Source organism: Methylorubrum sp. SL192 (assembly GCF_026672325.1).
GTDB lineage: Bacteria > Pseudomonadota > Alphaproteobacteria > Rhizobiales > Beijerinckiaceae > Methylobacterium > Methylobacterium extorquens.
The window spans coordinates 1,711,612-1,735,786 of record NZ_JAPPQV010000003.1; the positions used below are offsets into that span (position 1 = coordinate 1,711,612).

Annotated in this window: 21 protein-coding genes; 11 read left to right on the plus strand and 10 right to left on the minus strand. The window is 68.9% G+C overall.

Translation table 11 applies throughout. From position 1 onward, the window contains the following. Positions 1 to 40: 40 nt before the first annotated feature. Complete coding sequence (locus OVA30_RS08780; RefSeq protein ID WP_268175224.1) at positions 41 to 1,729, plus strand: thiamine pyrophosphate-binding protein; 1,689 nt, start codon at positions 41 to 43, stop codon at positions 1,727 to 1,729. Between the two features lie 20 nt (positions 1,730 to 1,749). Then, positions 1,750 to 2,181 carry a thiol-disulfide oxidoreductase DCC family protein gene (locus tag OVA30_RS08785; RefSeq protein ID WP_268175225.1) on the plus strand — a complete coding sequence of 144 codons (432 nt, stop codon included), beginning with the start codon at positions 1,750 to 1,752 and terminating at the stop codon, positions 2,179 to 2,181. A gap of 173 nt (positions 2,182 to 2,354) precedes the next feature. Here OVA30_RS08785 and OVA30_RS08790 read toward each other — a convergent pair whose 3' ends face one another. Beyond that, positions 2,355 to 3,317 (minus strand): polyprenyl synthetase family protein, encoded by a 963-nt coding sequence (locus tag OVA30_RS08790; protein ID WP_003597325.1) that lies wholly within the window; start codon positions 3,315 to 3,317, stop codon positions 2,355 to 2,357. 36 nt (positions 3,318 to 3,353) lie between these two features. On the opposite strand from OVA30_RS08790, the gene mtgA reads away from it, so the two are divergent. Beyond that, positions 3,354 to 4,139: a monofunctional biosynthetic peptidoglycan transglycosylase gene (gene mtgA, locus OVA30_RS08795; RefSeq protein WP_268175226.1), complete on the plus strand. Its 786-nt coding sequence runs from the start codon at positions 3,354 to 3,356 to the stop codon at positions 4,137 to 4,139. 16 nt (positions 4,140 to 4,155) lie between these two features. On the opposite strand, the gene OVA30_RS08800 is transcribed toward mtgA, so the two are convergent. The 3 genes from OVA30_RS08800 to OVA30_RS08810 form a co-directional block, all read right to left on the minus strand. Continuing rightward, positions 4,156 to 4,488 (minus strand): hypothetical protein, encoded by a 333-nt coding sequence (locus tag OVA30_RS08800; RefSeq protein ID WP_268175227.1) that lies wholly within the window; start codon positions 4,486 to 4,488, stop codon positions 4,156 to 4,158. A gap of 107 nt (positions 4,489 to 4,595) precedes the next feature. Then, on the minus strand, positions 4,596 to 5,999 hold the full coding sequence (locus OVA30_RS08805; RefSeq protein WP_268175228.1) for a deoxyribodipyrimidine photo-lyase: 1,404 nt from the start codon (positions 5,997 to 5,999) through the stop codon (positions 4,596 to 4,598). Positions 6,000 to 6,628: 629 nt separating this feature from the next. Then, positions 6,629 to 7,750, minus strand: coding sequence for a TRAP transporter substrate-binding protein (locus OVA30_RS08810; RefSeq protein ID WP_268175229.1), 1,122 nt, complete (start codon positions 7,748 to 7,750; stop codon positions 6,629 to 6,631). 134 nt (positions 7,751 to 7,884) lie between these two features. Here OVA30_RS08810 and OVA30_RS08815 point away from each other — a divergent pair, with 134 nt between their 5' ends. Then, positions 7,885 to 8,460 (plus strand): tyrosine phosphatase family protein, encoded by a 576-nt coding sequence (locus tag OVA30_RS08815; protein ID WP_268175230.1) that lies wholly within the window; start codon positions 7,885 to 7,887, stop codon positions 8,458 to 8,460. Positions 8,461 to 8,483: 23 nt separating this feature from the next. On the opposite strand, the gene OVA30_RS08820 is transcribed toward OVA30_RS08815, so the two are convergent. The 4 genes from OVA30_RS08820 to OVA30_RS08835 form a co-directional block, all read right to left on the minus strand. Further along, positions 8,484 to 9,608, minus strand: coding sequence for a branched-chain amino acid ABC transporter substrate-binding protein (locus OVA30_RS08820; protein ID WP_015951072.1), 1,125 nt, complete (start codon positions 9,606 to 9,608; stop codon positions 8,484 to 8,486). A 318-nt stretch (positions 9,609 to 9,926) separates the two neighbouring features. Beyond that, entirely contained in the window at positions 9,927 to 11,099 is a 1,173-nt protein-coding gene (locus tag OVA30_RS08825) for a polysaccharide biosynthesis/export family protein (RefSeq protein ID WP_268175231.1), read from the minus strand. A 197-nt stretch (positions 11,100 to 11,296) separates the two neighbouring features. Next, complete coding sequence (locus OVA30_RS08830) at positions 11,297 to 12,766, minus strand: LTA synthase family protein (RefSeq protein WP_268175232.1); 1,470 nt, start codon at positions 12,764 to 12,766, stop codon at positions 11,297 to 11,299. Positions 12,767 to 12,772: 6 nt separating this feature from the next. After that, positions 12,773 to 14,722, minus strand: coding sequence for a capsular polysaccharide export protein, LipB/KpsS family (locus OVA30_RS08835; protein WP_268175233.1), 1,950 nt, complete (start codon positions 14,720 to 14,722; stop codon positions 12,773 to 12,775). 362 nt (positions 14,723 to 15,084) lie between these two features. Between OVA30_RS08835 and OVA30_RS08840 the strand changes: the two genes are divergently transcribed. From OVA30_RS08840 to OVA30_RS08850, 3 genes are read left to right on the plus strand one after another with little or no spacing between them, the layout of a single operon-like run. Further along, complete coding sequence (locus OVA30_RS08840; protein ID WP_268175234.1) at positions 15,085 to 16,392, plus strand: capsule biosynthesis protein; 1,308 nt, start codon at positions 15,085 to 15,087, stop codon at positions 16,390 to 16,392. 56 nt (positions 16,393 to 16,448) lie between these two features. Continuing rightward, positions 16,449 to 17,216, plus strand: a complete 768-nt coding sequence (locus tag OVA30_RS08845; RefSeq protein WP_268175235.1) for an SDR family NAD(P)-dependent oxidoreductase — start codon at positions 16,449 to 16,451, stop codon at positions 17,214 to 17,216. Further along, positions 17,216 to 18,073: a methionyl-tRNA formyltransferase gene (locus tag OVA30_RS08850; RefSeq protein ID WP_268175236.1), complete on the plus strand. Its 858-nt coding sequence runs from the start codon at positions 17,216 to 17,218 to the stop codon at positions 18,071 to 18,073. Before OVA30_RS08845 ends, OVA30_RS08850 begins: the two co-directional genes overlap by 1 nt. 3 nt (positions 18,074 to 18,076) lie before the next feature. Here OVA30_RS08850 and OVA30_RS08855 read toward each other — a convergent pair whose 3' ends face one another. Then, positions 18,077 to 19,357 carry an O-acetylhomoserine aminocarboxypropyltransferase gene (locus OVA30_RS08855; protein ID WP_003597343.1) on the minus strand — a complete coding sequence of 427 codons (1,281 nt, stop codon included), beginning with the start codon at positions 19,355 to 19,357 and terminating at the stop codon, positions 18,077 to 18,079. A gap of 561 nt (positions 19,358 to 19,918) precedes the next feature. Here OVA30_RS08855 and petA point away from each other — a divergent pair. The 4 genes from petA to OVA30_RS08875 all read left to right on the plus strand — a co-directional run bounded on the left by petA (position 19,919) and on the right by OVA30_RS08875 (position 23,796). Then, positions 19,919 to 20,467 (plus strand): ubiquinol-cytochrome c reductase iron-sulfur subunit, encoded by a 549-nt coding sequence (gene petA / locus OVA30_RS08860; protein WP_012253951.1) that lies wholly within the window; start codon positions 19,919 to 19,921, stop codon positions 20,465 to 20,467. A gap of 34 nt (positions 20,468 to 20,501) precedes the next feature. Next, positions 20,502 to 21,794, plus strand: coding sequence for a cytochrome b (locus OVA30_RS08865; RefSeq protein ID WP_003597348.1), 1,293 nt, complete (start codon positions 20,502 to 20,504; stop codon positions 21,792 to 21,794). 21 nt (positions 21,795 to 21,815) lie between these two features. Then, the gene (locus OVA30_RS08870) at positions 21,816 to 22,709 is read left to right on the plus strand and encodes a cytochrome c1 (protein ID WP_003597351.1); all 894 of its coding nucleotides are present in this window, start codon (positions 21,816 to 21,818) and stop codon (positions 22,707 to 22,709) included. Between the two features lie 211 nt (positions 22,710 to 22,920). Further along, a complete protein-coding gene (locus OVA30_RS08875; RefSeq protein ID WP_012253953.1) occupies positions 22,921 to 23,796 on the plus strand; it encodes an S-methyl-5'-thioadenosine phosphorylase in 876 nt (291 codons plus the stop codon). Positions 23,797 to 23,900: 104 nt separating this feature from the next. Here the strand turns inward: OVA30_RS08875 and OVA30_RS08880 are convergent, their stop codons facing one another. Beyond that, complete coding sequence (locus OVA30_RS08880; RefSeq protein WP_268175237.1) at positions 23,901 to 24,164, minus strand: YARHG domain-containing protein; 264 nt, start codon at positions 24,162 to 24,164, stop codon at positions 23,901 to 23,903. Positions 24,165 to 24,175 lie beyond the last annotated feature (11 nt).

Genomic DNA, 24,175 nt, shown 5'->3' on the forward strand with positions numbered 1-24,175 from the left:
GCGGTGCGATCGGCGCTCGAAGGTGCGGAAGGAGCAGGCCATGACGGTCACGACACTCGACTCCCTGTCCGAGCGGCGCGGCGCCGACGTTCTGCTGGAGGTGCTGCGCTCGGAGGGCGTCCGCTACATCTTCGGCAATCCGGGCACGACCGAGCTGCCGCTGATCGATGCGCTGACGGACGCGCCCGACATCGCCTACGTGCTCGCCCTTCAGGAGGCGAGCGCCGTCGCCATGGCCGACGGCTACGCGCAGGGTGCGCGTCGGCCGGGCTTCCTCAACCTGCACACGGCGGGCGGCCTCGGCCACGGCATGGGCAACCTGCTCAACGCCCAGATCTCGGGCACGCCGCTCGTCGTGACCGCCGGCCAGCAGGATTCGCGGCACGTCATCACCGACCCGCTGCTGTTCGGCGACCTGACCACCATCGCGGCGCCCACGGTGAAGTGGGCGCGCGAGGTGACCCATGCCGACCAGCTTCCGGTGCTGCTGCGCCGCGCCTTCCACGATTCAGCGGCGGCACCGTCCGGGCCGGTCTTCCTGTCGCTGCCGATGGACGTGATGGAGGAGATGACCGCCGCGCCGCTCGGCGAAATCTCGACCATCGACCACCGTGCGGTCGCCGGCTCCCTCGACCGGCTCGCGGATCATCTCGCGGGCATCGCACCGGGCCGGCTCGCGCTGATCGCCGGCGACGAGGTCGATGCCAGCGACGCCTCGACCCAGGCGGTGCGGCTCGCCGACCTCCTGGCCGCGCCGGTCTACGGCTCGTCCTGGCCGGCGCATATCCCGTTCCCGACCGCCCATCCGCTCTGGATGGGCAACCTGCCGACCAAGGCGAGCGGCATCGCCGAGATCCTGGGCCGCTACGACGCGGTGTTCGCGCTCGGCGGCAAGTCGCTCATCACCGTGCTCTACACCGAGGGCTCGGCCGTGCCCCCCGGCACGCAGGTGTTCCAGCTCTCGGCGGATGCGCGTGACCTCGGCCGCACCTACGCGACGCAGCTCTCGACGGTGGGCAACGTGCGCGCCTCCCTCGACGTGCTGCTGCCGCTCCTGGAAGCGCGCCTCGCGCCCCGCGCCGAGACCTATGCTCGCCTAAGGCGCGAAGCCGTCGCCGCCTACGATGCGCGCCGGGCCGCGCTCGAGGCCAAGGCGGATGCCGCCTTCGCCGATCCGGTGATCCACCCCCTCGTCGCCGCCCGCGAGATCGGCCGGGCCGTGGGGTCGGACATCGCCATCATCGACGAGGCGCCCGCAACGCTCGGGCATCTGCGCACGATCCTGCACAGCACCTGGACGCGGCAATACTCGTCGATCCGCGGCGGCGTGCTCGGCTGGGGCATGCCGGCCTCGGTCGGCTTCTCGCTCGGGCTCGACCGGGCGCCGGTGGTCTGCATCGTCGGCGACGGGGCGGCGATGTACTCGCCCCAGGCGCTCTGGACCGCCGCGCACGAGGGGCTGCCGGTGACCTTCGTCGTCATCAACAACGCCGAGTACAACATCCTGAAGCAGTTCATGAAATCGCAGACGCACTACGCCTCGGTCCGCGCGAACCGCTTCATCGCCATGGACCTCACCGAGCCGCGCATCGACTTCCTGGCGCTCGCCGCCTCGATGGGCGTGCCCTCCCGCCGGGTCGAGCGGGCGGCGGACATCGCCGGCGCGGTCGAGGCGGGTATTCGTTCCGGCGCGCCGAACCTCGTCGAAGTGGTCGTCAGCGCCGCGTGACGGCCTCAACGCCCCGGCCGATGCCGCCGACCCTCGTCTTCGACACGGATTGCGTGCTCTGTGCCGGGATGCTGCGCTTCGTGCTGGCGCATGAGCGCGACCACAGCCTGCACTTCATGGGCGCGTGGTCGCGCGAGGGGCTCGACCTGGCCGCCCGCCACGGCTTCACCGAAGCGGATCTCAACGGCACCTTCCTGCTGGTTCAGGGTGGGCGGGCGCTGACGCGCTCGGATGCCGCGCTCGCCGTGGTGCGGCATCTCAGGGCGCCGTGGCGGTGGTGCGGTGTGTTCGCAATCGTTCCGAAGCCGATGCGCGACCGCCTCTACAGCCTCGTCGCGCGCACCCGCTACCGCGTGTTCGGCCGTCGAGAGGATTGCGCCCGGGTACCGCCGGACCAGCAGCACCGCTTCCACGGCGTGCGGCCGACGCGCCGGCTCGGTCGGACTAATTGACCCGCTTGGCCATAGGCGGCGTCACCGCGCGTCATCCCATCCAATCGCCTCATCCTGAGGTGCCGCCGCGGAGCGGCGGCCTCGAAGGATCGTCCAGGGATCGCGCGGGATCTGGAGGATCCTTCGAGGGCCGCAGACGCGGCCACCTCAGGATGAGGGCTGATGATGCGAGATCAGGCCTTGCGGGCCACGGTGAAGCGGGCCGCGTCCTTGAGCACCTGCGCCCGGTCGCCCCAGGGAGCGACGGCTTCCTCGCACAAAGCCACCAGCCGGTCGCACTCGGCCCGCGCGCCGTCGAGGCCGAGGCGATCGACCAGCGTCGCCTTGCCGGCATCCTTGTCCTTGCCGGTGGCCTTGCCCATCGCTTCCGGCGAGGCCTCGCGGTCCAGAATGTCGTCGGCGACCTGGAAGGCTTGGCCGAGCGCCTTGCCGTAGCGCAGCAGCGCCGCCCGCTCGTCCGCGTTCGCGCCGCCGACGAGAGCGCCGGCTTCGACGGAGAAGGCGAGAATCGCCCCGGTCTTCATCGCCTGCATCCGCAGGGTGTCGTCGATATCCATGGTGGCCGGGCCGAAGCGTCCCTCGGCCGAGAGGTCGAGGAGCTGGCCACCGACCATGCCGCCGAGGCCGGAGGCGCGGGCGAGCCCGAGCACCAGTTCGGCCCGGATCGCCGGATCGGGCTGCCAGCGCGGATCGGCGGTGACTTCGAAGGCCAGCGTCTGGAGCGCGTCGCCGACGAGGATCGCGGTGGCCTCGTCGTAGGCCTTGTGGACGGTGGGCTTGCCGCGGCGCAGGTCGTCGTCGTCCATGGCCGGCAGGTCGTCGTGGACGAGGCTGTAGCAGTGGACGAGTTCGACGCCGGCACCCGCCGCGAGCGCCGCATCCTCAGCCCCGCCGAGCATCCGCGCGGTCTCGATGGCAAGGAAGGGTCGCAGCCGCTTGCCGCCGCCGAGCACGGCGTGGCGCATCGCTTCCATCAGCCGGGGCGGGCGGGCGATCTCGCCTGCCTGGAGCGTCGGCCCGAGCAGATCGACGAGGAAGGTCTCGACGGTGTCGGCGACCTGAGCGAGCCTGTGGGTAAAGTCACCCGTATAGGCGTCCGCCTTGACCGAGGGGTGGGAAGCCTGCGTTGAGGTCATCGGAAGGGGCCTGGATCGGGGAGGGGCGGACGCGACGTGGCGGTGCCGGAGGAGAGTGAAGCCGAACGGCACGGGCGCGACCTGCGGAGGATTCCTTCGCCGAAGCCCCTCGCGAGGACCCCCGCGCCGCGGAACCCCGCCCCGAGGCGTCGAACCGGGCTGCGGCGCGCCGCCACCCTGATCACGCTCGCTCCCATTGCCATTCTTGCCTTCACGCTCACGCTCGCGCTCGTCTATAGCGTGGCGACCCCGCCCTCAACCCTGATGCTGGGCCGTTGGTTGACGCTCCAGGGCGCGCAGCGGGACAGCGTGAAGCTGGAGGCAATCGCCCCGGCCCTGGTCCAGGCAGTGATGGCCTCCGAGGACCAGCGCTTCTGCCTGCATAACGGCGTCGATTGGGGCGCCCTGCGCGACGTGGTGGACGACGAGGAGGGCCCGAGCCGGGGCGCCTCGACCATCACCATGCAGACGGTCAAGAACGTCTTCCTCTGGCCCGGCCGCTCCTACATCCGCAAAGGGCTCGAAATCCCGCTCGCGGTGATGGCCGATGCAATCTGGGGCAAGCGCCGGACGATGGAGATCTATCTCAACGTCGCCGAGTGGGGGGAGGGCATCTTCGGGGCCGAGGCCGCCGCCCGCCACTGGTTCCGCAAGAGCGCGCGCGACCTGAGCCGCAACGAGGCCGCGCTCCTCGCCGCCGTCCTGCCGAACCCGATCCTGCGCAGCGCCGGCAAGCCGACCCGCGGGGTGAGGGCGATCGCCGGACGCATCCAGAGCCGGATGGGTCAGGTCGATGGGCTGATGGGGTGTTTGAAGCGGTAGACGAAGTCCGCGAGGGTCAAAGGAGCGAAAGTATTCTTTCAACGAACGGAATCGGATTCTCGTCGAGCTCGAAACAGACCGAGACGTGGCCGTTCGGCCTATCGATGACGAGCTGATGGAAGTGGCCGTATCCGACGATCACGTAACGCGCGCCGCCACAATCGATGTCGCCCCGCTGCTTCGCCAGCTTCAAGAGCGTGGGATTGACGAGAAGCTCCTCGTATTTGTCTGAATCCGAAGAGGACGCATTAGCAAGATCTTGTCTCTGCGCGGTGGATAGATTTCCATCTGCATATAGTGAAACGTAGCGAATTGACGGACTCAACTCAAATATTTTATTGAAAGACATAAGATATCGTCCTAAAAATAAGTGATTCGGTGAAATATTTTTAAATTGTGTGAGGTGTTCCATACGGGAGGGGATGAAGGGTCGCCTATCACTGTCGGCGGCAGCGCTCAGCCCTTCTCCGCCTCGCACAGCCGCGTCACCGCCCGCTCGTAGCCCTTCGCGTCGAACTTCCGGAGCGAGTTCTCGCTCTGATAGCGCACGCTCCCGAAAATCTGGCGGGTCTGCCACGGGCGGTCGTGCAGACCGAAGATCCAGGCGACGTTGGTGAAGGAGTTCGCGTCGCGCCCGTCGAGGAAGTAGCGGTTGTTGAGTCGCAGCGTCCGGGCGAACGCCTCCTCCGGCGAGGGCGACCATTCGAGGATCTTCTTGCCCCAGTACATGCGGAGCTGGTTGTGCATGTAGCCGGTCTCGCGCATCTCGCGCATGGCGACGTTCCAGTAATGGTCGTGGGTCTGCCCCTCCGCCAACTCCTCCTCGGAATAGAGTTTCGGGCGCGGGTCGTCGGCGTGTTCGGCGAGCGTCTTGCGGGCCCAGTCGGGCACGGCGCGGGCGTAGTCGTCATAGCCCTGCGTGTGGAAGACGTGGTTCATCGCCAATTCGCGCCGGACGATCAGCTCCTCGAGATAGGCCGAGCGGTCGTCATCGTCAGCGTCCTTCGCGGCGCGGATCGCCAGCGCGATCTCGACCGGCGAGATGTGCCCGAAATGCAGGTAGGGGCTCATATGCGAGGCCGCCCCGGCCTCCGGCTTGTTGCGCCCGGCCCCGTAGCCAGCGAAGGCGTGCTCGAGGAAGCGCTTCAGATGCCCGGCAGCCTCGGTGTAGCCGCCGCGGAAGCGCTTCACCGGGCCGACCGTCGTGTCGAGCGTCAGCGTCGCGAGAAGCTTTTCCGGGTCGGAGACGTCGAGCCCATCCTTCAGCTTCAGCCGCTGGATCAGCCCTTCGGCCGGGTGATCGACCGTGCGCGGCTCAACGGGTTCGAGATAGTCATCCCAGAGCTTCCGGAGCTTCGGGCGCAGGGTGCGCGCGGCGTATTCGTGCTTGGTCGAGACAGTCTCGAGCGGCACTACCACATCGCCCTCGACTTGAACGATCCGGCATTGCGCCTCCCGTTCGATCTCGCCGTACCAGCGTTTCTGGATCGCGAGGTAGCCGCGGTCGAGCACCAGCAGCGCGGCGTCTGCCGAGAGATCGATGGCGACCTCTGCCGGCGTTGCCCGGCGCAGGAGAAAGGCGATGCCGCGCTTTTCCAGGGTGGCGGCCGCGTCGGCGAGCCCTTGCAGCAGGAAGGCGTAGTGCCGGGCATTGGCCTCGGGGAAGCCGTTGGCGCCGTCGAGCACGCCGAAGCAGACGAGGAGCGGAAGCTTGAGGCGGTTGGCTTCCTCGATCGCCAGCTCCAGCGCCGGATTGAACGGGACGCGCATGGCCTGCTGCATCAGGTACAGGACGTAACCGGCGCCCTCGCGCGGCTTCACGTCGTTCAGCATCCGGATGCGGGCCGGTTGGATCGCCATCGCTCGAAAACGCCCCGTCTCGGCTGCTTCTATTCGGTCCGTCTCCGCCGAGGCGGCCGGTCGCGCCGATTCGGGCCCCGCCTTGATTCCGCGGGTCGGACGTCCCGTTCGGGGCAGGGAATGCATCAGGGCCAAGAACGTTGCATCGGGCTCGGGCCCGACGCACCCTCCACCTCCGGGCGTCGCCCGGCGCGGATCAGAAATCGCTAAACGGTTCAAGGATCTGGCGTGCGCGAAAACAATGTGCGCCGCCCCGTTTACTGCATAGGCCGCGGCGATTCATTGCGGCCGGGCCTCGAAATCGTCTGCGGCATTTGAGTGACAGACCTCGGCCGACGTGTGCCTCCACACGCGCAAACGCGATCATTGCCGACGAAGCGACTTGCAAAATCCTGAGCGAAGATCATTTTGTGCATTGCGGGAACGCAGACGGCGTCTGCCTCCCGCTGCCCTCTTTGGGCGTTTCCTCCCTAGACTTCGGGCCGCCCTTAGGGGCGGCTTTTTTTTGTTCTAGAGCCGTATCCGACCTGATTGCGTCAGGCCGGCGCCTCTCGGTCCTTGTTTTGACGCGCATTTTTTCGACGAACCGGTGACCACTTCGTCGGAATGCGCTTTGAGTTCAGGTCCGATCATCCGCGGGCGCGGGCGCGGATCATGAAGTTGTCGTAGGTGTACTCGGCCACTTGGAACCAGAGGTATTCCTCGTTCCGGAAGGTCTTCATCGCGTCGTAGATCCGCTTGAAGTCCGGGTTCTTGGCCGAGAGGTCGGCATAGACCTCGTTCGACGCCTTCAAGGCCGCCTCCATCACCTCCTGCGGGAAGGGGCGGAGCTGCGCGCCGCCCGAGACGAGCCGGCGTAGGGCCTGCGGGTTGCGCGCGTCGTAGCGGGCCTGGACATCGGCATTCACCTGCGCGGCCGCCGCCTGCAGGATGGCGCGGTAGGTCTTGGGCAGGCCCTTCCAGGCGTCGGCATTGATCCAGAAGTGCAGGAGGGCGCCGCCCTCCCAAAAGCCGGGGTAATGGTAGATCGGCGCGACCTTCTGGAGGCCGAGCTTCTCGTCGTCGTGCGGGCCGATCCATTCGGCCGCATCGAGCGCCTTGCTCTCCAGCGCGGCGTAGATCTCCGGCCCCGGCGTCGTCTGCACCGCCGCCCCGAGCTTGGCCAGCACCGTGGCGCCGAGCCCGCTAATGCGCAGCTTGAGCCCCTGGAGGTCGCCGACCGTCTTGATCTCCTTGCGGAACCAGCCGCCCATCTGCGCCCCGGTATTGCCGCCGGGCAACGCCACCAAGCCGTTCTTGGCGAAGATCTCGGCGAACAGCTCCGCCGCGCCGCCCTGGAGCCACCACGCGTTCTGGCCGCGGGCGTTGAGCCCGAACGGCATCGCGGTGGCGAGGGCAAAGGCAGCGTTCTTCGCCATGCCGAAGCTGGCCGGCGCATGGCCCATCTCGGTCTTGCCGCCTCCGACCGCGTCGAGCAGTCCGTCGGCGGGGATCGACTCGCCCGCAGCCGAGACCTGAATCTGGAAGCGCCCGTCGGTCGCCTCGGCCACCGCCTTGGCGAGGCTCTCGGAGGCACCGAACAGGATGTCGAGGTTGCGCGCATAGCCCGAGGTCAGGCGCCAGCGCAGCTCCGGTGTCGGTTGCTGAGCCTGGGCCGGGCTCCCCAGGGATCCGGCGGCGCTCAATCCGGCACCGAGGCCGGCGGTCAACAGGGCGCGGCGTTGCACGGACTTTGGCACGGACTTTTCCATGGATCTCCCGGCTCGTCCCGATCGCTCGGCCGCCCTTCCGTGGGCAGACCGTTGCCATACACGTGAAGCCTGCCATCCGGAAACCGTGGCAGGCCCCGTCGCCTCGCGCGGCGCGGCGTGATAGCAGGCTCGGCGTGAACACCGAAAAGCTCCACCTCCACACTGTCTGCGGCCTCGACGAACTCGTCGAGCATCAGACCCGCGGCGTCAGCCACGTCCTGTCGATCCTCGATCCCGATCGGGCGGACCCGGAGGCGTTCGGCGCCTACGGCACCCACCGGCGCACCATCCTGCGCTTCCACGACGCCATCGAGCCGGCACCGGGCGTCGTCCTGCCGGAGCGCGAGGACGTCGAGAAGATCCTGGCCTTCGGCCGCGACGCCATCGCCGATGGCGGCGAGATCCACATCCTCGTCCACTGCCATGTCGGCATCTCGCGCTCGACCGCGGCGCTCGCGACCCTGTTCGCCGAGGCCGAGCCCGACACGCCGGCGCAAGACCTCATCGCCCGCCTCCACGCCCAGCGGGAGAAGGCGTGGCCGAATGCGCGCATGATCGCGTTTGCCGACGTGATGCTGGGGCGGCAGGGCAGCCTCAGCGAGGCGGTGCGCCGCCTGCACGCGCTGCAACTGCGCAAGCGCCCGCATCTCGATGGGGTGATGCGCGACCTCGGCCGCGGCGCCGAGGTGGATGCGGCCCTGCGGGACTGACGTTCCGCCTCCGTTCGATTTGCTCAGTTCGATTTGGCAGGCGTGAAGTTGCCGTCGCGCCAGACGTAGAGCACGTAGCCCTGGGCGGTGATGTCGCCCTTGGCGTCGAAGCCGACGGGGCCAAGCACCAGATCGAAGCGCTCGCCGTGCAGGGCCTTGGCGATCGCCGCGGGCTCCGTGCTGTGGGCGAAGTTGCCGGCCTCTACCAGGGCCTGAAGCGCGGCATAGCCGTAGATCATCGAGCCGTCCGCCTCGACGCCTTGCGCCTTGAACTCGGCTACCACGCCCTGCGCCTCCGGCTTGCGGCTCGGATCGAGATAGAAGGTCATCAGCACGCCGTTGCTGGCGGGGCCTGCGATCTTGGCAAAATCCGGCGTGGCGATGGCCGAGGTGCCGAACCATTGCGGGCGAAAGCCCCGTTCGGCCGCGATGCGGACCAGCCGGCCCATCTCCTGCGCGTCGCCGCCGTAATAGACCACGTCAATATTCGCCGCCTTCAACCGGTCGGCGAGGGCCACGTCGTCGGCATCGCTCGGCTGGAAGGCCGCCGCCATCGCTTCGTTGACGCCGATACGGTTGAGGTTGTCCTTGGTCGCCGCCGCGAGGGTGCGCGAGGCCGGCGAGAGGTCGTTGAGGATGGCGATCCGCCGGTCGCGGAACCGCTCGGCGAGGATGGCGGCCGAGAGCTTGGCCTGGTCGTCGTCCCGGCCGCAGACCCGGAAGATCGTCGGCAGGCCGCGGTCGGTCAGCTTGGCGGCGACCGAGGCCGCGGTGATCATCACGATTCCGTTGGCGGCGTAGACATCAGAGGCCGCGAGCGACGCATTCGAGCAGACATGGCCGACAACGAGCCGCACGCCCGTGTTCACGTAGTGGTTGGCCACCGCCACGGCCTGATTCGAATCACAGGAATCGTCCTGCACGTCGAGCACGATGGGCTCGCCGTTGATGCCGCCCTTCGCATTGGCGTCCCGCGCCGCCGCCTCGACGCCGCGCAGCACCTGCGCGCCGACGGTGACGTAGGGGCCGGTGCGCGGCACCGCGACGCCGACCTTGACCTCCGCCATCGCCGGAACAGCCGAGAGTAGGAGCCCGGCCAGCAGGGCGAGCGAGGCCGAACCGAGGGCGAGGGGGCGTCGGACCGTCATGGCGCCTCTTTCCCAGCCCGCTGCCCCTTTGCCAAGGTCTGCCGGTCCGGACCGTTGTCGTCTGTCAGGACGGCCGTCCTGTATCGGCTCCCGTTTCGGGACCGGCACGGCCGCGCATCCGACATCACCTTCGCTGCATGGAATGACGCCGGCTGTGCCTTTGGCAAGTCGCGATCTCGACGAAACGGGGCGGACTTTCGCAGGGGAGGGGGCGTGTACGGTCCATCCGCACCCACACGCCACCCGGACGATGCGCTAGGCTTTCGTTCTTGCATCGTCTTTTTGCGAAAGCCGATGGCCACGGTTCGGGACGATGCTCTACCGCGTGACGGTGTAGACCGAGGCGCCCGCCGCGATGGGCGAGGCCACGGTCGAGAACACGCCCAGCACCTTGCCGAGCTCCGCGAACGGCGAACTCGACACGTAGACGAGATCGCGGTTCCGCATGCGGAAGCTTTGGGTCAGGAACATGCCTTGCGCGTCGCGCAGGTTCACCCGGTACACCACCGGCACCTGCGGTGAGGACAGCAACGGCGAGTTCGGCCGCAGCCGCCGCACCACCGCCGCCGGTTCGTAGCGGAAGATGAACACGCCCGCCGGATCGGCCTGGAACTCGCGCAGGCCGGAGGCGCGCGCCAGCGCCTGCGACAGCGTCAGCCCGTCCGCCGTGAACGGCACCTCGGTGGTGTTGCCAAGCGCGCCCACGGCCAGGAAGGTCTGCGGGTCGCGCACCAGGGTCAGCGTGTCGTCGGGACGCACGAAGATGTTCTCGCGCGGGTTCGAAACCACCGTGGTCATCGGCACGGTGACGGTGCGGTTGCCGCGCGACAGCCGCACGAAGGTCTCGGCCACCGGGGTGCGCACGCCGCCGGCCTGGGCGATGACGTCGAGCAGGCGGTCACCACGGCCCGACAGCGGCACGCGCTTGCCCATGGCCGCCTCACCGGAGACGGTGACCGATTGCGAGACCGGCTTGGTGACGGAGACGAGCACCTGCGGCTGGATCGCCTTGCCGGCGAGTTCGGTCTCGATCAGCGACTGGACGTCCTGGGTGCGGCGTCCGACGACCTTGATGCGGCCGGCATAGGGGACGGTGATGCCGCCATCGGGCCCGACCACCTGCTCGGGGATCGTGGCGGACTTCGAGCCGGCCGAGAAGCGGTCGGAGACGAGAGGCCCGGAGAACAGGCCGCCGGCACCGGCCTCCCAGACCTGAACCGCCACCGAGTCGCCGACGCCGATCACCGGCTCGACCGAGGGGCGATGGTCGCCGAAGGTGACGAGGAGGCTGTCGAGGGGGCGGGTGCGCAGGGCCTCGACGAGGGCGGGGGTGATGTCGATGATTTCGTAGCGGGCGAACAGGCCTTCGGCGGTGGCGACGTCGGCGCCGCTCTCGATCGCCGAGGTCGTCGGCCCCGCAGCCGGCAGGACTGAACATCCCGGCAGGGCGAGGGCAGCGGCAAGGATTGCCAAGGCCGCAGCGCACTTCATCGGAGACTCCATCCGGGTCGAGGCGGGGCGCAGAGCCACGTCCGTCCCTTTTCCGATCGTCACGCAGTCACTGCGATCCATTGAATACGGGCCCCGGCCTAATGCTTGATTGACGCGTACGATGCGCCGACGGCCGGCGAGGGCTCACGCAGCAATGCGTCACCACCGTGGCACGGCTACGCTTATCCCCCAAATCCTCAACGTTTCGGGGTGACGGCGTCCCGCAGGACACAGCCGAGCTGTGCCGCGGTGAGATCGACCCGGGCGGGGGGCGAGCCGCCGTCCCGGCCGAAACGGAACAGCGCGTAATCCGTCGCCATCGGGCGGGATTCAGGTGGACGGAGGTCGGGCAGCGAGGGCGCATGATCGCCGAACACGCAGAGCGTCGCCCGCCGCCCGGCGAGCCCGTCGATCAGCCGCTCGATCGCTTGGCCGGTATGGGCGACGTGGTGGAGGTACTGCGCCAGCGGCTCGTCGATGCCGGTGAGCCGGCCCGGCTTCCAGGGGCCGTGATTCTCCATCGTGACGGAGAACACGAACGTGCGGCCTTTTGTGCTCCCTTGGCGCTCTGCCACTTCCGCCAGAATGCGGTCAGCGACGGCGACGTCGCCGATATAGGGTCCGATCCGAGGCGCGCCGGCGAAATCCTCCTCCATGACGAGGCGCTCGAAGCCGAGGCGCTGAAACACCCGAGCCCGGTCGAAGAAGTCGCGGTGAAAGGGGTGCACGAACACGGTCTCGAACCCGGCGGCGCGGGCGAGCCGGGCGAGGCTGGTCGGCTCCTCGCCCTTGCGCGCGAGATAGGGGTCGTAGCGGCCGAAGCCGAGGCTTTCCGGGTCGAGGCCGGTAAGGACGGCGTGCTCGGAGCGCATGGTGTAGGCGCCGTGCGCGGGGACCGCGAGGCGGCCGTACTGCGCCGCTTGCGCTCTGATCCGCGCCATCACCGGGAGATCCGGACCGCCGAGGCGGGCGGGGTCGAGGAAGGATTCGAGCTGGACCACGACGACGACCTCGTCGTCGGAGCTGCCTTCGCCACGCGCTGGCACCGGCCGCGCATCGTCTTCGCCGAGGCGGCGCAGCGCGTAGCCCATCATCGTCGCGACGAGCCCGTAGCGGGCGACATCACGGGCGAGGTCCGGGTGCGGGAAGATGCGGCGAAGGGCTCTCTGCCCGGGCGACGTCAGGCCTGCGAGCGCGAGAGCCGTAAGCGCCGCCGGCAAACCGAGGATCGCGAGGAGGGATGCGCCCGCCCCGGTCGGCAGCGCGGTAGGCTCCAGGACGTACCAAGCGACAACGGTGGCGATGGCGAGCAGCAGAGGCCCGGCGATCCGCAGGTCCGTGAGCGGCAGGGTGTAGTAGAGCTGCGGGTGGCGCGGCACCTGGGCGAGGAGCGCGAGATCGCTGAACACCACCGGCTCACCGATCACCCGGCGCTTCAGCCGGTCCACCACCGAGAGGATGGCGAGCGTCAGCAGGCAGGAGGAGGCCGCGAGCCAGGGTCGCCACGAGAACTGGAACCAGAACAGCGTGATCAGCGCGTAGCCGGCGGCCCGGATCGCCAGATCGCCGGGCCGGAGGCTCGGGCGCTGCGGCGAGGCCGCCGCCTCGATCGCAAAGGCACCGGTCAGCGCGACCGCGAGGGGCACAAAATAGGTCGCGAGGCTCATGCTGTCTCAGCGGCCGGATTCACTGCGCACGCCGCGGCGAGCGCGTAGGCGGCGGATGACCGGATTGATCAGGGCGTAGCGCAGCCGCATCGTCGCGTGACGGACCGCGCCGAGGGCGAGACGCGAGGGCGGTGCGGCGGCTCGGGCCTCGCTGAGCCGGTCGAGCAGTTGCTCGGGCGTGCACGGCTTCATCGCCACCGGATCGAGATAGAGCGGGTAGAGGATCAGCGCACCCGCCACCAGGGCGTCGAGGGACAGCGTGCGACCGCGGTCCGCCCCCGGTGCCAGATCCTCGGTCAGACCCCAGCCAGCATAGAACGGGCGGCCGTGGACGGCGACGCTCAGCCCCCGGATCAGCGCCTCGAAGCCCGCCAGCGAGGTCATGGTCTCGACATGGTGGCAACGGTCGAGCAGGTCGACGATGGAGAGGCCGCCGACGACACGGTCGGCGAGCCGCCGCACCTCCTCCTCCGGGATCGCACCGGGACGGAACCCGGCCTCGACGTCGGGATGCGGCTTGTAGAGCAAAAAGGCGTCCGGGTTGCGGGCGCGGGCAGCCCGCAGCAGGGCGAGGTTACCGCGCACCTGCGGCGAACCGGTCAACACCGAGGCGTCGTCCTCGACCTGGCCCGGCACCAGCACGATCCGCCGGTCCGTCGGCCAGTCCTCGCCAACGCCTTCGAGGCCGACATTGTACTTGCTCAGGCGCCGCGCCACGATCGATTCGCGCAGGGCGGCGGCGCGGGCGGTCAGCCCGGCTGGGAACTCGGCTTCCTTCAGCGTGCGGGCCAACCGGCTCTCCACCCGCGGGTCGTAGTAGATGCCGAGATCGTCCACGACGATGGAGGCGCCCGGCTGCAGGCTGGCGCCGAGCCCGACCGAGCGCAGGAAGCCGTCCTCGATCCGCGCGAAGGGCAAGCCAGCCTCCGCACAGAGGCGCGGGAGCTGCTCCGGGCAGCGGGTCGCCCAGGCCTGGACCCGGCCGCCCTGCGCGCGAGCGAGCGCTACCGCCTCGTCCGCAATCATGGTGTGGAGCGGCGGTCCCGCCGGCCCGGTGGCGAAGACATCGAGCGCGGCGCGCTTCCAGCCGGACACGCCGACGAGGACGACGCGGCGGTCGTTGCCGAGGAAGCGGTCGCGCAGCCACGCCACGCGCTCCACCGCATCCGCGAGCGGGATCGGCCGGCGCGTCCACGGATCGAAGCCGTGCACGCCGATGCCGTAACGGAGCGCCAGGAACGCCGCCGCATCCGCCGGGCGCGGGCCCGCGGCCGGGTCGGGGCAATGGGTCTCGAAGCCGGCCAGTGCCGGCTCACAGGCCGCGTCCCATCGCGCCACGTGGATGCGCGCCACGAAGGGAAATAGCAGCCACGGATCGGCCGGGTCCGCGATCACGGTGAGCCGCGGATCGGTCGGCACGCCATCACGCGGGCATCCGTCGGGGCCGGCGGCGACGAAGCGCGTCCCCGGATTCTCGGCGAGAAGCCGCGTCAGGAAGCTTCGCTGGGCCGCGCCGGAGGCGGCGGTTTGCGGATCGATCAGGGCGAGGTTGGGCCGCGTCTGCCCTGAGAAAAGATCGGCCGCTCCATCCGGAAGCGAGCGGGCGAAGCGGTTGCAGCCGGCGAGGCCGCGTGCGCGCAGTAGGTCGCCGAAGTCCGGGGAAGGGGGCTCGCCTCCGAGGGGCCGGCCGGCATAGCTGAGGCGGAGGCTCGAAAGGCCGGTTTCCGGCGAATCGTAGGGGCTGAGGAGCGGGCCCGGCGCGACCCGCAGAACCGCCTTGCCGTCCGCTGCCGTCGCCGACCACAGGGCCGGCGGGCCGGGGGAGCGGAAGGTCAGCGACGCGCCCGTTGCCGCCTCGATCTGCGCGCGCAGAAGCCGGACCGTCCGGCCGAGCGGCAGGTAGGTGCGGGGCAGCCCGGTATCGCCTTGCGGCTCGATGGGGCGCAGGTCGGTCATGGCCGGTCGATCATGGCGGGGCCTGCTCCATAGCCCAAGCCTCGTCCTGGGCCCAGGCCGGTCCGAGCATGGGCTGCAACTTCCTATGCGCCGACACCGGCGGTACGGCGCGCTTCGGCCACGGCTGTGAAGAACGCACTTTTCCGGGGATGGATTGGCACCGGACACAACGGAGCCGCAATCTGGCGCGAGAGGTGCCTCGACCGATCGTCACAGTCGTGGCGTGATCGATCGGCAACGGAGGCTGCAAATTCTCCCGGTCGCCTCGCGCAGCGGTTGCCGTTCGTGGGACTATCGTGAGAGGCGTTCGGCCAGATGACGCAACGCACACCGCTTCACGACTAGGGATTGAGCGCCTGGGAATGACGCAGCCTCGTGCCCATGCCATAGGCCCCCGCGCCGCCACCTTCCTGTTCCTGCAGGGGATCGCCTCCCCGTTCTTCTCGGTCCTCGGAAGCGCCCTGCGGGAGCGCGGCCACGGGGTTCGCCGCATCAATTTCTCGGCCGGCGACTGGTTGTTCTGGCCCTTTCCCGCCGACCACTACCGCGGCAAGCGCGACGGCTGGGACGCCTATCTCGAAGCCTATATCCGCACGCATGCCGTCACCGACATCGTGCTGTTCGGCGATTGCCGGCCCTACCATCAGGCGGCGGTGCTCGTCGCCAAGCCGATGGGCGTGCGCATCCACGTGTTCGAGGAGGGCTACATCCGGCCCTACTGGATCACGTGCGAGGCCGGCGGGGTGAACGGCAACTCGACCCTGCCGAAGCGGGCGGAGGAGATCCGGGAACTGGCGCGCAAGCTGCCGCAGCCCGGACGGGCCATGCCGCTCACCGGAGATATGGGCCGGCGCAGCCTGTGGGATATCAGCTTCAACATCGCCAATATCGGCTTTCCGTACCTCTATCCGGGCTTTCGCACCCACCGGCCGAACCACATCGCCGCCGAATATGCCGGCTGGATCCGGAAGTTCGTGCGCCGCCGCCGCACCCGCCGCGAGGCCGCGCGGTTGAACGAGATCTATCACGCGATCAACGCCGATTACTTCCTGCTGCCGCTCCAGCTCGACAGCGACTACCAGATCCGCGTCCACTCGCCGTTCCTCGGCGTCGAGGGCTTCATGGACCGGGTGATCGCCTCCTTCGCCAAGCATTCGCAGGCGCCGACGCGGCTACTGGTGAAGCTGCACCCGCTCGACAGCGGCATCATGAACTGGCGCAAGCGCGCCCGCCAATCGGCCAAGCGCCACGGCTGCAACGACCGGCTCGACTTCATCGACGGCGGCGACCTGCCCAAGCTCATCGACGGCAGCCGCGGCGTCGTGCTGGTGAACTCCACCGTCGGGATGCTCGCCCTCGAACGCGGTCGGCCGACGCTGGCCTTCGGCTCGGCGGTCTACAACATGCCGGGCCTGACCCATCAGGGCGACATCGACACGTTCTGGGGTGCCCCGCAGGCACCCGACGCGGCGCTGATGCAGGATTTCTTCCGGGTCGTCATGCACCGCACCCAGATCAATGGCGGCTACTTCTCCCGCTCGGCGATCGAGCGCGCCGTGGCCGGGGCTGTGCCACGTCTCGAGGCGGCACTTCCGCCTGCCGCCCTGGCCGCCGCCCGCGACACGCTGGAGCAGGCCGGCCGCGACGGAAACCTCTCCCCCGCCTATTGACCGCCGGCCTTCGACGCGGTCACGACCCGGCTCATCAGCGGAAAGACCCCCTCTCCTTGCCCGTCATCCTGATCACCGGCGCCTCCAGCGGCATCGGCGCAGCCCTCGCGCGCTTCTACGCCGGGACCGGTGCGAGCCTCGTGCTTACGGGCCGCGATCGGGAGCGGCTGGAGGCGGTGGCGCAGGCGTGCCGGACGCGCGGGGCCGCGGTGCTGACCCGGCTGATCGACGTGCGCGAGCGGGAGGCGGTCGGCGCCTGGATCCGCGAGACCGACGCGGCGACGCCGCTCGACCTCGTTATCGTCAACGCTGCGGTGAACGGCGGGCACCCGTCCGGCGGCCTCGAGACCGAGGCGACGGCCTTCGAGACGGCGGACATCAACCTCACCGGCGCGCTCAACGTGATGCTGCCCTGCGTGACCCTGATGAGCGGGCGCGGCCGGGGGCAGATCGCGCTGATCTCCTCGCTGGCCGCCTACGCGCCGCTGCCCGACGCCCCGGCCTATAGCGGCGCCAAGGCGGCGCTCCTCGCCCACGGCCTTGCGCTCCGCCAGAAGCTGAAGCCGCTCGGCGTGCGCCTCAGCGTGGTGACGCCCGGCTACGTCAAGACGCCGATGGGCGGGGTCATCAAGGGCTGGCGCCCCCTGGAAATGACGGCGGACGAGGCCGCCGCCCGCATCGCCCGAGGGCTGGAGCGCGACCTCGACGTCATCGCCTTCCCGGCGATCCTCGCCGCGCTCGCCCGTGGTGCGCTGTTGGTGCCCGAATGGCTGCGCAGCGCCGGTCTCAGCGGTTTCCGCTTCCGCAACCGGCCGCGGCGTTGATGCCGCCCCTCCGGATCGCCCTGTTCGCGCTGGAGGCGCTGCCGAACGCCCGCGCCGTGCGTCGCTTCGTGGCGGATCACGCCGCGGCGATCGCCTTCGTCGGCCTCTCCAAGGCCGAGCGGCCGGCGACCGGCGGCCTCGTCGGTCAGGTCCGGCGGCATCTCGCCCGGTCCGGCCCCGGCTTCCTGCCCTATCTCGGCGTCAATTTCGGGCTGCCTGATCTGCTGCGCCCGCTCGCGCCCCTGACCCAGCGCCTCTCCGGCAGCCGCGAGACGCCCGAAGCGACGCCGCTCGCCGCTTTGTGTCACCAACTCGGGATTCCGACACTGTGGGTCGATGATGTGAATGGCGACGAGGTGGCCCAGGCCTTTGCGGCGCACGCACCTGACCTGATCGTCACCTTCCACTTCGACCAGATTCTGTCCGCGGCGACGCTCGCGCGTGCGCGGCTCGGCGGGATCAACCTCCACCCGAGCCTGCTGCCGCTCCATCGCGGCCCCGTGCCGACGATTCACGCGCTGGCGGACGGGAAGGGGGAGTTCGGCGTCACCATCCATCGCCTCGCGCCTGCGATCGATGCCGGGGCGATCCTGGCTCAGGAAGCGGTCGCGCTACCCGACGGCACCACAGCCACGCGCGCAGCCGTGCGCTTGCACGAGCACGGTCGCCTCCTGGTCGATCGCGTGCTCGGCGAGATCGCCGCCGAGGGGACGATTCCGGCGGGTCGAACCGTTCCGGTGCTGCCCTATCGCGGCTTTCCCGACCGGGCCCTGCTGGCGCGGATGCGCCGTGAGGGCCGGCTCCTCACCGACGGGCAGGACCTGCGGGACGCGCTGACGCTGTCCCGCAAGGGGTGAGGCTCACGCCCGCAGGGCGGCGTCGAGATCGTCGATCAGATCCTGCGCATCCTCGATACCGATCGAGAGGCGCACAACCTCGGGACCGGCGCCCGCCGCCCGCTTCTGCTCGTCCGTGAGCTGGCGGTGCGTGGTCGAGGCCGGGTGGATCACCAGCGAACGGGTGTCGCCGATATTGGCGAGATGGCTGAAGAGCTGGAGGTTCGAGACCAGCTTCACGCCGGCCTCGTAGCCGCCCTTGAGGCCGAAGGTGAACACGGCACCCGCGCCCTTGGGCGTGTAGCGCTGCGCGAGCGCATGGTAGCGATCGCTCTCCAGGCCGGGATAGCTCACCCAATCGACGTTGGCGTGGTTCTTGAGGAAGGTCGCCACCTTCAGGGCGTTGTCGGAGTGGCGCTGCATCCGGAGCGGCAGGGTCTCGATGCCATTCAGGATCAGGAAGGCGTTGAACGGCGACAGCGACGGCCCGAGATCGCGCAGGCTCAGCACGCGCACGGCGATGGCGAAGCCGAAATTGCCGAAGGTCTCGGCTAGCACCATCCCGGCATATTCCGGCCGCGGCTCCGACAGCATCGGGTAGCGCGCATCGCCCTGCCACTGGAACGTGCCGCCATCGACGATGAGGCCGCCGATGGAATTGCCGTGGCCGCCGAGGAACTTGGTGGCCGAATGCACGACGATGTCGGCGCCGTGCTCGAACGGCTTGATCAGGTACGGCGTCGCCATCGTGTTATCGACGATGAGCGGGATGTTGTGACGCTTGGCGATCACCGAGAGCGCGGCGATGTCGGTGATGACCCCGCCCGGATTGGCGATGCTCTCACAGAAGATCGCCTTGGTGCGCGGGGTGATGGCGCGCTCGAACGAGTCCGGATCGTCGGTGTCGGCCCAGACCACTTGCCATCCGAAGTTCTTGTAGGAGTGATTGAACTGGTTGATCGAGCCGCCGTAGAGCTTGTTGGCCGCGATGAACTCGTCGCCCGGCTGCATCAGCGCGTGCAGGGTCAGGAATTCGGCAGCGTGGCCCGAGGCGACGGCGAGCGCGGCAGTGCCGCCTTCGAGCGCGGCGATGCGCTCCTCCAGCACGGCGTTCGTCGGGTTGGTGATGCGGGTGTAGATGTTGCCGAAGGCCTGGAGCCCGAACAGCGAGGCGGCGTGGTCCACGTCGTCGAAGACGAAGCTCGTCGTCTGATAGATCGGCGTCGCCCGCGCGCCCGTGGCCGGGTCGGGGGTCGCGCCGGCGTGGATCGCGAGGGTGTTGAAGCCGGGCTGGCGGTCGGTCATCGAAAAACTCCTCAAGACGCGTCGTTTACGCCCGTGCTCTTCGGCGGTGCAAGCGCCCGAAGCCGCTTGGGGCGGCTTCGCCGCGCGAAGTGTGCGGCGCGGAGCGGGCTTTTCAGGACTTCGGTCCTGAAAAGCATCGAGCGGTGCGGCAGCCTGAGGCCGCGGAGGCGGCCGCCGGCGCTTGAGGCCGGAGAAAAGAAAGCGGCGCGGTCGCTCCGCGGCCTGCGACCTTGCGCATCGGCCCATGGCCCCCGTGCCGGGCCGGCCCCGACGGCGGCCGAAACGTCCGAATGGTGCGCCGGGGTAACGATCGATCGGGAACGTTGCGGCACTGCACAGCGCTCAAGCGCAGCAGTCTAGACATGTTCGCATCTGCCATGTCACAGAGCCGCGCGACCCAAACGGTAATCCGGTGACCCACGGTCGCATTGATTGCCCCGGCGCGATGGTGTCTGCCGTTGCGTCAGATTTCGAATTTGAAAGCCTTCAAGGTGCGCGCAGGCGAAATCGCCGGAGTGCTGCCCGGAAAGGCTCGGCGCGGCGGCTGACGGGAGGACCACCTTGGCGGACGAAGGGCCTCAGGGCACCAAGCGAGATTTCCTGTTCCTCGCGACAGGCGCGGGATTGGCCGTCGGGGCCGGCGCGGTGGCATGGCCCTTCGTGGCCTCCATGGCGCCCGATGCGGCCACCGTCGCGGCCGGCGCGCCGCTCGACGTGGACCTCAGCCCGATCCAGGACGGCCAGATCGTCAACGTGTTCTGGCGCGGCAAGTTGATCTTCGTGCGCAAGCTGACGGAGAAGGAAGTCACGGACATGAAGGCCGTGCCGCTCTCCGAGATGATCGACCCGGCCGCCTTCGACACGCGGGTGAAGAAGGGCCACGATCAGTGGCTCGTAAGCTACGGCAACTGCACCCATCTCGGCTGCGTGCCGATCGGCCATTCCGGCAATTACGAAGGCTGGTCCTGCCCCTGCCACGGCTCGCAGTTCGACGCTGTCGGCCGCGTGCGCCGCGGCCCGGCGCCGACCAACCTGCCGATTCCGCCCTACGCCTTCGAGTCCGATACCAAGATCAAGATCGGCGAAGAAGGCGGCAAGGCGGTCGCCTGACAACAGGACACGAGAAGCCGGAGCGGGCAAACCGATGAGCAGCGCACACGCGACCTCGACCTACGTACCCAAGAGCCGCCTCGCGAAGTGGTTCGAGTCACGGCTGCCGCTGGTCGGGCTGGTGCACTCGTCCTTCGTCGCCTTTCCGGTTCCGCGTAACCTCAACTACTTCTGGACCTTCGGCGCGATCCTGATCGCCTTCCTCGGCATCCAGATCATCACCGGCGTCTGGCTGGCGATGCATTACGATCCGAGCGCGGGCAACGCGTTCGAGAGCGTCGAGCACATCATGCGCGACGTGAATTACGGCTGGCTCTTGCGCTACGCGCACGCCAACGGCGCGTCGATGTTCTTCGTGGCGGTCTACGCCCATATCTTCCGCAACCTCTATTACGGGTCCTACAAGGCCCCGCGCGAGGTGCTCTACCTGCTCGGCGTCATCATCTACCTCCTGATGATGGCCACCGCCTTCCTCGGCTACACCCTGCCTTGGGGCCAGATGAGCTTCTGGGGCGCCACTGTCATCACCAACATCCTGGCGGCGATCCCGGTCGTCGGCGATACGATCCAGAGCCTGCTCTGGGGCGGCTACTCGGTCGGCAACCCGACCATCAACCGGTTCTTCTCGCTGCACTTCCTGCTGCCGTGGATGATCGCCGGCGTCGTCGTCCTGCACGTCTGGGCGCTGCACGTGACGGGCCAGAACAACCCGGCGGGCATCCCGATCAAGTCGAGCAAGGACGCCGTGCCCTTCACCCCCTACGCGACCATCAAGGACGTGTTCGCGGTGGTGGTGTTCATGATCCTGTTCGCGTGGTTCATCTTCTACCAGCCGAACTATCTCGGCCACGCCGACAACTACGTCCCGGCCAACCCGTCGGTGACGCCCGCGCACATCGTGCCGGAATGGTACTTCCTGCCCTTCTACGCGATCCTGCGTGCGGTGCCGGACAAGCTCGGCGGCGTGATCCTGATGTTCGGCGCGGTGCTGATCCTGGCCTTCGCGCCCTGGCTCGACACCTCGCGGGTCCGCTCCTGCAACTACCGTCCGGTCTACCGGGTGTTCTTCTGGGTGTTCCTGGTCAACGCCATCATCCTCGGCTGGCTCGGCGCGAAGCCTCCGGAAGGCGGCTACGTCCTCGCCTCGCGGATCTGCACCATCTACTACTTCGCCCACTTCCTCATCGTCATGCCGCTGGTCGGCCTGTTCGAGACGCCTGACCGCCTGCCGGGCTCGATCCTCGAGACCGTGACTGGTCCGGGCAAGCAGGTGAGCGGGTCCGGCATGCCCGCGGGTGCTGCGGCCGAACCGGCCAAGCGCGCCTAAGGCCCGAGGGAGAGAACAACGATGCGCATCGCACGCCTCTTCGCCGCGACCCTGCTCGCGGCCTCCCTCGGCGCCGGCTCGGCCCTGGCCGAGGACGGACACGGCACCAACCCGCCGCGGGAGAAGTGGAGCTTCGCCGGCATGTTCGGCCGGTTCGACCAGGCGCAGCTCCAGCGCGGCTTCCAGGTCTACAAGGAAGTCTGCGCGAGCTGCCACTCCATGCGGCTGGTCGCCTTCCGCAACCTCGCGGAGCCGGGCGGACCCGGCTTCACGGAAGGGCAGGTCAAGGCGCTCGCCGAGACCTACAGCGTCAAGGAACTCGACGATTCCGGTGCCGAGAAGGAGCGCCCGGCTCGTCCGGCCGATCGCTTCCCGTCGCCCTTCCCGAACGACAAGGCTGCCGCCGCGGCCAATGGCGGCAAGGCGCCGCCGGACTTCTCGGTGCTGGCCAAGGCCCGCACCTACGAGCGCGGCTTCCCGCTCTTCGTGTTCGATGCGCTGCCCTTCACCGGCTATTCCGAGCAGGGCGTCGATTACATCCACGCGCTCCTGACCGGCTACGAGGAGGCCCCGAAGGGCTTCACGATGCCGGATAGCGGCTACTACAATAAGTACTATCCCGGCCACGTGATCGCGATGCCGCCGCCGCTCAGCGACGGCCAGCTCACCTATCCGAAGAACGACAAGGGCGAGCCGGTCGTGCCGGAGACGGCGGACCAGTACTCGCGCGACGTGTCGGCCTTCATGGCCTGGGCGGCCGAGCCGCACATGATGGCCCGCAAGTCCCTGGGCCTCCGGGTGATCCTGTTCCTCTTCGTCCTGGCGGGTCTGCTGTTCTACGTGAAGAAGCAGGTCTGGAAGAAGGTCGGCGGCGAGGTGCACGGCCTCCAGCCCGAGCTGCACAAGACCTACTGAGCGAAAGCTCCCACGACCGAACCGACGAACGGGCCCCTCGCGGGCCCGTTTGCGTGTGGGGGAACGCGTACGGTAAAGGTTCCGCAGCCCCGGACGAACCGATTCGGGCGCAATTAAAACGTCATCGCCGGGACTTACGACGCGTTGCGCAGAGCGGATGCGCCGCGTGCCTCTCGGCCTTGGCCACAATCTACACACAAGGGATTATTGCATGACGGCAGCGGTTCTCGGCGTGATCGGCGGCTCGGGCGTCTACGACCTGCCCGGCCTGGAGGATGTCCGCGAAGAGGCGATCACGTCGCCCTGGGGCGAGCCCTCCGACGCGCTGCGGATCGGCCGCATCGGTGGGACCAAGGTGGTGTTCCTCGCCCGCCACGGGCGCGGCCACCGTTTCTCCCCCACCGGCATCAACTATCGCGCCAACATCGACGTGCTGAAGCGGGCGGGCGTGACCGACATCGTCTCGCTCTCGGCCTGCGGCTCGTTCCGCAACGAGCTGCATCCCGGCCTGTTCGTGCTGGTCGATCAGTTTGTGGATCGCACCGTTGGGCGCGCGACCTCGTTCTTCGGCAATGGCTGCGTCGCCCATGTGCCCTTCGCCCACCCGGTCGGGCCGCTGCTGCAGCGGCGCATCGCCGCCGCGGCGGAAGCCGAGGGCATCACGGTCCACAAGGGCGGCACCTACGTTTGCATGGAGGGGCCGCAATTCTCCTCCATGGCCGAGTCGAAGCACTACAAGGCCGCGAATTTCGACGTCATCGGCATGACCAACATGCCGGAGGCCAAGCTCGCCCGCGAGGCCGAGATCACCTACGCGACCATCGCCATGGTGACGGACTACGATTGCTGGCACCCGAGCCATGACAGCGTGGACGTGGCCTCGGTGATCGCCGTCGCCCGCGCCAACGCCGACAAGGCAGCCCAGCTCGTGTCCCGCGTCGCCCGCGACTTCCCCGAAGAGCGCGAGGAGTGCCCGGCGGGTTCGCACCGGGCGCTGGACGGCGCGATCATGACGGCGCCCGCGCACCGTGACCCGGAGCTGCTGGCCAAGCTCGATGCGGTGGCCGGGCGTGTGCTGAACGGCTGACGGCTGCTGCGGCGGACTGCCCCATCGCTCGATGATGCGTCCGCCGCTCCCAGGATGCGGGGAGAGGCGGGTGCTCGCCGTAACGGAGAGCGCCTGCAAAGAAATCAGCGCGCGCAGCCGTTCTCGCGTTCCTGGCGCTGGATGTCGGCGATGTCGGCGCGCTGGCGGGCGGAGAGCGGCACGTCGGCCAGTTTGTCGTACTTGCATCCGGAATTGCCGAAGGCGCGGATCGCGCGCTCGGTACGGAAGCAGTATCCGGCGTCCTTGTAGATCGCGTTGCGCTCGCCCCACAGCTCGTCGCAGGGGAAGTCCGCCAGGACGGGCGAGGCCGTGAGCGACGCGAGAATTGCGGCGACGAGGAAACGCATGGAGGGTGCTC